The sequence below is a fragment of the Candidatus Igneacidithiobacillus taiwanensis genome (assembly GCF_031962545.1).
In the GTDB taxonomy this organism is placed as follows: domain Bacteria; phylum Pseudomonadota; class Gammaproteobacteria; order Acidithiobacillales; family Acidithiobacillaceae; genus Igneacidithiobacillus; species Igneacidithiobacillus taiwanensis.
Genome location: NZ_JAVRKK010000101.1, coordinates 1 through 8,147, shown reverse-complemented (window position 1 = coordinate 8,147; position 8,147 = coordinate 1). Strand labels below are relative to the sequence as shown.

Annotated in this window: 13 protein-coding genes; all 13 read right to left on the bottom strand. The window is 60.8% G+C overall.

The annotated features are described in order from the left end of the window. Positions 1–278, bottom strand: a 278-nt coding sequence (locus tag RTI30_RS10910) for a biotin/lipoyl-binding protein (RefSeq protein ID WP_312283759.1), incomplete at its 3' end; no start/stop codon positions are given. A 26-nt stretch (positions 279–304) separates the two neighbouring features. Continuing rightward, positions 305–1,621 carry a TolC family outer membrane protein gene (locus tag RTI30_RS10905; RefSeq protein ID WP_312262864.1) on the bottom strand — a complete coding sequence of 439 codons (1,317 nt, stop codon included), beginning with the start codon at positions 1,619–1,621 and terminating at the stop codon, positions 305–307. A 97-nt stretch (positions 1,622–1,718) separates the two neighbouring features. Beyond that, positions 1,719–2,318 (bottom strand): hypothetical protein, encoded by a 600-nt coding sequence (locus RTI30_RS10900; RefSeq protein ID WP_312262865.1) that lies wholly within the window; start codon positions 2,316–2,318, stop codon positions 1,719–1,721. A 70-nt stretch (positions 2,319–2,388) separates the two neighbouring features. Next, entirely contained in the window at positions 2,389–2,763 is a 375-nt protein-coding gene (locus tag RTI30_RS10895; RefSeq protein ID WP_312262866.1) for a carboxymuconolactone decarboxylase family protein, read from the bottom strand. Positions 2,764–2,789: 26 nt separating this feature from the next. Beyond that, positions 2,790–3,758 (bottom strand): hypothetical protein, encoded by a 969-nt coding sequence (locus RTI30_RS10890; RefSeq protein WP_312262867.1) that lies wholly within the window; start codon positions 3,756–3,758, stop codon positions 2,790–2,792. A 79-nt stretch (positions 3,759–3,837) separates the two neighbouring features. Further along, the gene (locus RTI30_RS10885) at positions 3,838–4,365 is read right to left on the bottom strand and encodes a heme-binding protein (protein ID WP_312262868.1); all 528 of its coding nucleotides are present in this window, start codon (positions 4,363–4,365) and stop codon (positions 3,838–3,840) included. Between the two features lie 2 nt (positions 4,366–4,367). Beyond that, positions 4,368–4,604: a thioredoxin family protein gene (locus tag RTI30_RS10880; protein WP_312262869.1), complete on the bottom strand. Its 237-nt coding sequence runs from the start codon at positions 4,602–4,604 to the stop codon at positions 4,368–4,370. 21 nt (positions 4,605–4,625) lie between these two features. Further along, complete coding sequence (locus tag RTI30_RS10875; RefSeq protein ID WP_312262870.1) at positions 4,626–4,877, bottom strand: DUF2892 domain-containing protein; 252 nt, start codon at positions 4,875–4,877, stop codon at positions 4,626–4,628. Positions 4,878–4,922: 45 nt separating this feature from the next. Continuing rightward, positions 4,923–5,987 carry a permease gene (locus RTI30_RS10870; RefSeq protein ID WP_312262871.1) on the bottom strand — a complete coding sequence of 355 codons (1,065 nt, stop codon included), beginning with the start codon at positions 5,985–5,987 and terminating at the stop codon, positions 4,923–4,925. Between the two features lie 121 nt (positions 5,988–6,108). Then, positions 6,109–6,690 carry a sigma-70 family RNA polymerase sigma factor gene (locus RTI30_RS10865; protein WP_312262872.1) on the bottom strand — a complete coding sequence of 194 codons (582 nt, stop codon included), beginning with the start codon at positions 6,688–6,690 and terminating at the stop codon, positions 6,109–6,111. A gap of 128 nt (positions 6,691–6,818) precedes the next feature. After that, complete coding sequence (locus tag RTI30_RS10860; RefSeq protein WP_312262873.1) at positions 6,819–7,427, bottom strand: class I SAM-dependent methyltransferase; 609 nt, start codon at positions 7,425–7,427, stop codon at positions 6,819–6,821. A 9-nt stretch (positions 7,428–7,436) separates the two neighbouring features. Beyond that, complete coding sequence (locus RTI30_RS10855) at positions 7,437–7,685, bottom strand: SHOCT domain-containing protein (protein WP_312274825.1); 249 nt, start codon at positions 7,683–7,685, stop codon at positions 7,437–7,439. After that, entirely contained in the window at positions 7,676–8,044 is a 369-nt protein-coding gene (locus RTI30_RS10850) for a metalloregulator ArsR/SmtB family transcription factor (RefSeq protein WP_312262875.1), read from the bottom strand. The genes RTI30_RS10855 and RTI30_RS10850 overlap by 10 nt, the downstream gene beginning before the upstream one ends. Positions 8,045–8,147: the final 103 nt, after the last annotated feature.

Genomic DNA, 8,147 nt, shown 5'->3' with positions numbered 1-8,147 from the left:
ACCGTCGCTTGGTCTCGGTCTACGGCATCCTGAAAGCGCGTTGGATCCAGCTCCGCCAGCAACTGTCCCCGAGTAACGCGATCGCCTTCCTGCACCAGCAGCTTCTGCACCCGCCCGCTGTCATTGAAGGCCGACTGTACCTCGCGGATATCGATGTTGCCGTAGATGGTCAAGGTATGGGGATTGGTGGTCGGGCGGTGGGTCCACCAGTAGGCCAAACCGGCGCCAATCAGTAAGACCAGTAGCAGCAGGATGACGCGTTTCTTTTTGCTGGCCATGACAAGCTTCCTTTCTGATGGTGTCTTCAATTCGTTTGCAGCAGACCGTTCACGGCCTGGAGGTCCTGCAGATTCAGCTGCCCGGCAGCCGCTTTGAGCTGGACTCGGGCTAGAATCTGACGATAGAGGGCGACGTTGTAGTCCTGTTCGGCGCGAATGTAGTCCGTAGCGGTCTGCAGCAGGTCGATGATGGAGCGTGTTCCCACCTCATAGCCTTTACGGGTGCCGGTCAGCGAAACTTTAGCCGATTCCACCGTTGCTTTGGCCGCCTCGAGCTGGGAAACACTGTCTTGCAGGTTCAGAAAGGCGGTCTGGGTGTCTAGCCGTACCTCATCACGCACGCTGCCCACATGGTCGACCTGGGCCACACTCAGGGCTTGGGCCTTTTGGACGCCGCTGGAAATACTGCCTCCCTCGTACAAGGGCATGGAAAGGTTCAGGCTCACCCCGGCCTGGTTCTCGTTGAATCCCGGAAAGGGACTGCCGTGGATATGCTGGGCAACACCCTGTAGGTCCAGCTTTGGCCAGCGCGCCCGCTGCTGGTACTGGACTTCCTCCTGGGCAGTTTGCAACTGCGCTTGGGCTTCGCGGAGGAGAGGCTGATCCTGCAGGGCTGCCTGGACCCAGGCTTCCATGTTGTCAGGATGGGGGCCTTCCGGCGTAAAACTGCGCAGATCCGCTAGTTGCCCCACTGGGGCATGGGTAAGACGCTCGAGCCCACGCTGGGCCACTGCCACCGTATTCTGCGCGCGGATCAGGTCCGCACGGGCCGCATCGAGGCGGGCCTGCGCCTCGCGCACGGCAATGATGTCACCGGTGCCGATCTTGAGGGTGGCTTCGGTTTGTTTATAGATGCTCTCCAGTAACTGTCGCTGTTTCTCGGCTACTCGTTCCTGGGCCTGGGCCTCGAGCACCTGAAAGTACGCCGTGGCTACCCGTAGGGCCAGTTGCTGCTCGCTGTAGAGCAGCGCCGCCGTTTGCGCCTGAATGCGGCTGCTGGCCTCGTGCAGGGCGGTGTAGCTCTGCCCGTTGAAGACCGACTGGGTCAGGGTGACGCTGTAACTGTCGGAATAATACGCTTTGTTGAGGTCGAGCCCGGCAAAACCGGAAAAGTGTCCGGTGTTGAAACCTACGCTGGCCCCGAGACCCAAATGCGGCAGGAATGCCGCTCGTGCCGCAGGGCGGTCTTGCAGCGTTGCCTGTAACTGCGCCCGTGCCTCGGCCAGAGCCGGGTCGGTGCGGTAGGCTTGGTGGTAGGCCGAAAGCAGGTCTTCGGCCCGTGCCCCGGCGGCGCTCAGCAAGAGCACTGCAGCAAGGAATGCGGCGCGCGGTCGTCTTGGCATGGTGGTCCCCGGTGGCACAAGGCTCTCTGTCACATTGGATATAGACGTCCGAAGTATAGCAGGAGATTTGCCGTGGGCGGCGCGAAGTGCTGTCATCTCACTTACCCGTTCGATCTTGATGGGCGTAGATCAAGACGGCAAAGAACACCCCTCCCTGCACAAAGCCGAGTAGGGCCTCGATCCCCGCTGCCAACATGGCATTGAGGGTGCGCGGTATCCAATCCCCATTGCCCAAGGTAGTAAAAAATTCGGTGGAAACATACAAGGAGAGCAGCAGATCATGGCCGTTCAGGGCCAGAGCCTGTTGCGCGGCATTTGGGCCGCTGTACTGAAACAGATGAAAAACCCCATATAGGTCATAGAGCAATGCAAAGTACAGTAGCGTCACCACCGTGACTTCGAGATACAAAAAAACGATCTGCAATAGATCCAGATGTAGGGAGCGGCGTGCCCGCGAGACATAGAACAGCATGAGATCCAGCAACAAGAAGCGCACCGCGACAATGAAGATCAAGAGCCCAAACAACAGATCCTCACGTTGTGCTAAAAAACCCTGGGGATCATCAGCCTTCCACAAGGCAAGTGGCAAGAGGGGGAGCAAGACTAGAGGGATGGCAAAGGGCAACACTGGGATGAGGCGCATGCGTGCCGCTGCTGCCTGCCGAGCTTTTTGTCCCAATGGGCCCAACCTACTCATACACCGAGTCCTTCTGTTGTAGTCCCAGGACCGGGACCGCGAGAGCGGTCCCACCCCCAGGAGCAAGCTCTTAGCCTTCGGCACCGAGCGCGGCGAAGACCGGTTCGGCATCGCCAATGACCTTGGTCGCCATAGCATAGCGGACGATGCGCACGGTTTCCATCACCTTGGCGGCGGGGATCTTCTGATGCGCGGCTTTTTTAGCCATGGCCTGGATGCAGGCTTGACTCGAGGCGGCCAGGGCTGCCGCGAGGTAAACCAGGGTGCGCGTTTCATCGTCCAGCGCCCCCTCGGTGGGCATGGCAAAGGCCCGGGAGCGCATATGCTCGTGGATCAGCTCGGCATCGGCACTCACCGACTTTTCGATGGCACTGGGTACATGGCCCATGGCTTGCCGCATACCGGCAAAGATCTGCTCGGGACTGGGACGGGAGGTATCGGACATTGGTGCTCTCCTTTCAGATGAGTTAGTTACGCGCGGTTTTCCAAAAACAGGGTGTGGTAGAAAGGCTCCACCGGGCCCGAAACCACATACGGCGCCACCGCCATGAAGGCATGCTGAAAGCGCGGGTCGAGATGGGAATTTTCGTGATCCCAGACCGACTCCCAGACGCCATGCATCAGGTAGTTGCGCAGCGACCCATAGGGCTGGGTGTTGACCAGAATCTCGGTACTTACGGCCTTGCGATAATCGCGATTGTCGCGGCTACCGGGTTGGCCGACGCCATTGGGGTCGTCCTTGGGTTCAAAGGTGTTTTGGGCGACCTTCAAAAGTGGCCCGACTTTGGCCTCCAGCTCGGCGTGCAGCGTATCGGGAACCATCACATGATTGATGACGGTGACGAGTTTCCGTTGTGGCGTATCGTCCTGCTGGCCAAGAAACTGCGCGATGGCAGTGGGCGAGTCGTGAATCTCGTGACGATCGCCAGCGATGACCGTTGCATAGACCCCGGTAAGTGGTGTGAATTCCAACGGCTTCGCCGCGCCTGGCGGTGTGAACTGCACATGCGGGGCGAGACGATTCTGCACCCAGGCATCCAGCTCGGCGCGGGGTAGTTCTGTCGCGTTGGCAAAGCGTAGGAACAGCACATTGGCATACGGTAAACGCCCCTCTGCGGCTGATTCGGCACTCGCCGCCGCCAAGACTCCCTTGAAGACCGGAGGGTAGTTTTTGACCATGGTCGACTCTCCCTGCATCTGCTTGAGAGTGGCACCCAGATAACCCGTCCGTCCCTGTAGTTCTTTGCTTAGCGCGGCTACCGCTTGCAGTACGGCCTGCTGTTGTGGCGGCGTGACCCGAAATTCCACCACATAGCTTTGGGGGAAGGCGGCGTAACTCGCATCCGCCCATTCCACTGTGGCGCCGTTGCTCAGCACCGGAGACAACAAGGCAGCAGCTCCCGCGCTGGCACTCGTCAACAAAAAGCCTCTTCTGTTCATCGTCTACTCCTCGTAATTCTGTAACTACCCCTAGGACGAACATCACGCCAAAAAGATGCACACACTGGGCTTTTCGGTGTTAAAAATTGAGATCTGCCGTAATGGCTTGCAATCCGGCTTCGGCACAAATCGAATCATTCGCCCCGCCCGGCGCACCCGACACCCCGATGGCGCCGACCATCTGCCCAGCGGCTTCGATCGGCAGCCCGCCGCCGATCATCACCACGCCGGGCAGGTTCTTGATCGCCGACTCCGCCGCCCCCGGCTTGTTCACCCGCGCGGCCACCGCGCTCGTTGCCTCGCGCCAGCTCGCTGCGGTGCGCGCCTTGCCTTCGGCCGCAGCCACCGTATGCCAGCCGGCATAGCGGTCGCGCAGCAGCACCAGCGGCAAGCCCGATGGGTCGGTGACGGCCACCGCCACCTGCCAGCCGCGCTTGGCGCATTCGGCCTTGGCCGCCTGCGCCGCCTTGAGCGCGGTCTCCGGGGTGATGATGGTCTGCTTCCAGGTGGCCGAGTCGGCCTGGGCGGCCTGCGCCCACAGGCTGCAAGCCGCGAGCAACGCGGCGCCGACGAGGCGCGAAGCGGAGAAGAGCGTGTGTTTTTTCATGTTCAGGCTCCGAACCAGCTCTCGACCTGCGCCCGGCTGGGGACGCCGCCAGAATGCACCACCTTGCCGTCGATCACCACGCCCGGGGTGCTCATCACGCCGTATTTCATGATCGAGGGAATGTCCTCGACTTTGTCCACCTGCGCTTGAATGCCCTTGGCGGCGATCACGTCTTCGACCAGCTTTTGCGTGGCCTTGCAATTGGCACAGCCCGTGCCGAGGATTTTGATATTGGTCATGCGAATGCTCCTCGAGATGATTCAGCAGCAGCTCTTGCCCGACGACGTCGTGCCGCAGGCTTTGGTGGTTTCCTTCATGCCCAGCGCCTTGAACACCTTGGCCGCGGGGCAAAAGCCGGTAAAGCCCATCTGGAACAGATTCAGGCCGACGAAGGCGGTGAGCCACAGCCAGGTGGGGTGCAGCAGATCGATCTGGTGACTGATTTGCGCGAGCACCAGACTGAGCAGCACCATGAACCCGGCCATGATGCTCACCATGCGATTGACTGTCATGAAAGTCTCCTTGTTTGGATTGAGAAAAGATCGATGTGAAAGGCGTCACATCACCGCATTGAACACATACCCCACGACGATGATGCCCGCCGCCACCACCCCGGCGAACAGCGCGATCAGCTTGGGCTTCATCACCTTTTTCAGAATCATGAACTCCGGGAAGGACAGCGCGGTGACCGCCATCATGAATGCCAGGGTCGTGCCCAGCGCTGCGCCCTTGCCCAGCAGCGCCTGCACCACCGGGATGATGCCTGCTGCGTTCGAATACATCGGCACGCCGATCAACACCGCCAGCGGCACCGACCACCACGCGCTCTTGCCCATCAGGTGCGCCATGAAGTCCTGCGGCACATAGCCGTGAATCCACGCCCCCACGCCCACACCGGCGACGATATAGGGCGCGACCTTGAGCACGATGTCGCGCACATGCTTCCAGCCCTGGGCAAAGCGCGCCTGCCAGGTTAGCCTGCCTTCCTCGCCGTGCACCGCCGGGATGTCGAACACCCAGGCTTCGACCAGATTGACCGGGTTCATCCGCCCGATCACCAGCCCGGCGACGATGGCTACCGTCAGCCCGAGGCCGAGGTAGATTGCCGCGATCTTCCACCCGAACATGCCGAACAGCAGCGCCAGCGCCACCTCGTTGACCATCGGCGCCGAGACCAGAAACGAAAACGTCACCCCCAGCGGCACGCCCGCGGTGAGAAAGCCGATGAACAGGGGCACGGCCGAGCAGGAGCAAAACGGCGTGACGATGCCCAGCGTTGCCGCGAGCACATTGCCCACGCCCTGGCGCTTGCCCGCCAGGATCGCCCGGGTCTTCTCCGGGGTGAAAAAGGTCTGGATCACGCCGACGACGAACACGATGAGCGCCAGCAGCATCAGCACCTTGGGCACTTCGAACACGAAAAACGCCAGCGCGCTGTAGAGGTGGCTGCTGGCAGCCAGCCCCGTGGCGCCGGACAGCCAGCGCATGAAGGCGTCGGTGGCGGGTTCGAGCTGGTCGTAGAGCACGAACCAGGCGAGCACGTACAGCACCGGCACGATCCAGGCGCGCCAGGCGGGGGCGGTGCGCAGAATATGGGCATCCTCTTTTGCTTGTGAGACCATTGCGTTCTCCTCTAGCCGTCTGTTAGCAACGAAGACGCAGCAAGGCGAAAAAGGATGCAGCTTGGATGTGAGGTGAGTTATTTCTCAATACAGGCGGTGGGATAACGTCCAAGACAAACGACTAGGCACCCCGATGGCAACAGACCCGCCCAGTGTCTGGATCAAAACGCACGCCGCAATGCTGCAGCAGGGCCTGACGCAGGCGCTGGCGGGCGCGTTGAATGCGGGACTTGGCTCCGGGCAAGGTAAGGCCCGCCTGTGCCGCGAACTCGGCTTGGGGCATGCCTTCCAGATCGCAACGCAGCAGGATGTCGCGATCCTCCTCGGACAGCTGCGCCAGGGCTGCAGGCAGGCAGCGCGCCAGATCGTCGACGGGAGCTGCTTCCAGCGCATCTTCGTGTAGCTCCTCGGGAAGTTGGTCCTCCGGTCGCAAGCGTCGCTGGTAATCAATAACCAGATTGCGCGCCACCTGAAAGAGCCAGGCACGGGCATTGTCCACCTGACAGAAGCCCCCGCCCTGACGGAGCAAACGGAGGAACAGATCGTGGAGCAGATCGTCGCAGTCGCCGGGGTCAGCCATGCCCTGTAATTGACGGCGCAGGAAACGCCGAAGTTCTGCTCCGGACGCCTCCCAGGCGCGCAGAGCGCAGGGAACAAGGCGAGGCGCAGCGCCGTCTTCTGCCATCAGCGGTTCCTCGAGCATGTGCGTACCTCCTCATCGTTCGATGAGCTTGCTAGCTAGCCTGCAGAGTATACGGCCAACTGCGTCCGGAAAAGTTCTGATCTTGTCACAAAAATGTTTTTCCAGTGGTCAGTGTCCGGCAGATTCCGTTATCCAGGAAGCCGGAAAAGGGCACCGTAATGATAGGGAGGGAGTTCGACTACGCGATCCAGTTGCAGACCGGAAGGTTCGACAACGGCGCGCACCTGCTCTGGTGTCATGCGTAGCTCCGTGCGCGGCCCGCGCGCCTGTCCCAGCACGGTTGTTTCTTCCCGCGGACGAGCATGCCAGTTGACGATGGCGAAGATCCCCCCAGGCTGGAGGTTGTGGGCAATCTCTACGGCCAGGGCGGTTGGCTCGGGAACCCCATGAAAGGTGTTCGCCATGAGGCAGAAGTCCACTGGCTCGGGGAGCAAATGCTGCAGCTCCATGGCGTTGCCCTGCAGAAAGCTGCAGTTTTCAAACTCCATACAAGCGGACTGGGCGGCGGCCAGCATCTGCGCATCCAAGTCGATGGCAAAAACCGGGGCCCCGGCTACCAGCGCCGCAATGGCGGCGGTGAAATAGCCGTCTCCACAGCAGAGATCCAGTACCGCCATTCCCGGCCGCACGCCCAAATTGTGCACAACCTGCCCGGGATCCGGCCACAACGCCTGCCACCAATTGCGATCCGGCATGAGCGTAGCCGTGAAGAATGCTGCTGGTTCCTTCGTGTTCATGATTACCCCTCAGCTTTCCAATTCGTTACGCATCTGCTGGTATTCTTCGCGAGTGATCTCGCCTTGGGCGTAACGCCGATCCAGGGTTTCCCGCGGCGTTTCTGCCGATCCGAGCGTTTTGTGCGAACCGCCGCACATCGGGCGGCCGTCCATGCCGCCGCGCATCAGCAAAACCATAAAAACCACCATCAGCACCAGAAAAATCAGCGGAAAGATCCACCCCGAGGGCATCCAGCCCCACCCCCCGTTCATCCACATGACCTTGTCCTCCGCTTTGTTGGGGAAATATTGTCGTTGCCATCGCCCTCCACTAAGGTGAGCATTGGGGTGTGGGCCCTTGCCCAAGCCTGAAACGACTGCAGAATCGCCAGTAATTCCGGGTCGGGAAGGCAGTAGTACACGAAGCTCCCACGCCGCTCGGCACGCACCAAGCCGGCCTCGCGTAGAATGCGCAAATGGAAGGAGACATTGGTCTGGGGAAGCTTGGTGGCATGGATGATATCGGTCACCGGTCGGCACTCCGTCCCTAACGCGCAGAGGATGGCGAGCCGGTTAGGTTCGGCCAAGACCTTGAAAATCGGGCTCAGTAATCGAGCGGGGCAGGATGCTTCTGACACAGGTATCTCCTGCATAAGTTCACAAACCTTTGGCACTTCTTTGGCGAGGGAGGAGTGCCATGCAGGTTCAACATGTCGGGTACCGGATCCGGGGGTTTTACCG

Bases quoted from the DNA above. Each gene is read 5' to 3' on its own strand.
- RTI30_RS10895 (WP_312262866.1), bottom strand. From the start codon at position 2,763: ATGTCCGATACCTCCCGTCCCAGTCCCGAGCAGATCTTTGCCGGTATG.
- RTI30_RS10870 (WP_312262871.1), bottom strand. From the start codon at position 5,987: ATGGTCTCACAAGCAAAAGAGGATGCCCATATTCTGCGCACCGCCCCC.
- RTI30_RS10900 (WP_312262865.1), bottom strand. From the start codon at position 2,318: ATGAGTAGGTTGGGCCCATTGGGACAAAAAGCTCGGCAGGCAGCAGCG.
- RTI30_RS10860 (WP_312262873.1), bottom strand. From the start codon at position 7,427: ATGAACACGAAGGAACCAGCAGCATTCTTCACGGCTACGCTCATGCCG.
- RTI30_RS10885 (WP_312262868.1), bottom strand. From the start codon at position 4,365: ATGAAAAAACACACGCTCTTCTCCGCTTCGCGCCTCGTCGGCGCCGCG.
- RTI30_RS10865 (WP_312262872.1), bottom strand. From the start codon at position 6,690: ATGCTCGAGGAACCGCTGATGGCAGAAGACGGCGCTGCGCCTCGCCTT.
- RTI30_RS10880 (WP_312262869.1), bottom strand. From the start codon at position 4,604: ATGACCAATATCAAAATCCTCGGCACGGGCTGTGCCAATTGCAAGGCC.
- RTI30_RS10875 (WP_312262870.1), bottom strand. From the start codon at position 4,877: ATGACAGTCAATCGCATGGTGAGCATCATGGCCGGGTTCATGGTGCTG.
- RTI30_RS10890 (WP_312262867.1), bottom strand. From the start codon at position 3,758: ATGAACAGAAGAGGCTTTTTGTTGACGAGTGCCAGCGCGGGAGCTGCT.
- RTI30_RS10855 (WP_312274825.1), bottom strand. From the start codon at position 7,685: ATGTGGATGAACGGGGGGTGGGGCTGGATGCCCTCGGGGTGGATCTTT.
- RTI30_RS10905 (WP_312262864.1), bottom strand. From the start codon at position 1,621: ATGCCAAGACGACCGCGCGCCGCATTCCTTGCTGCAGTGCTCTTGCTG.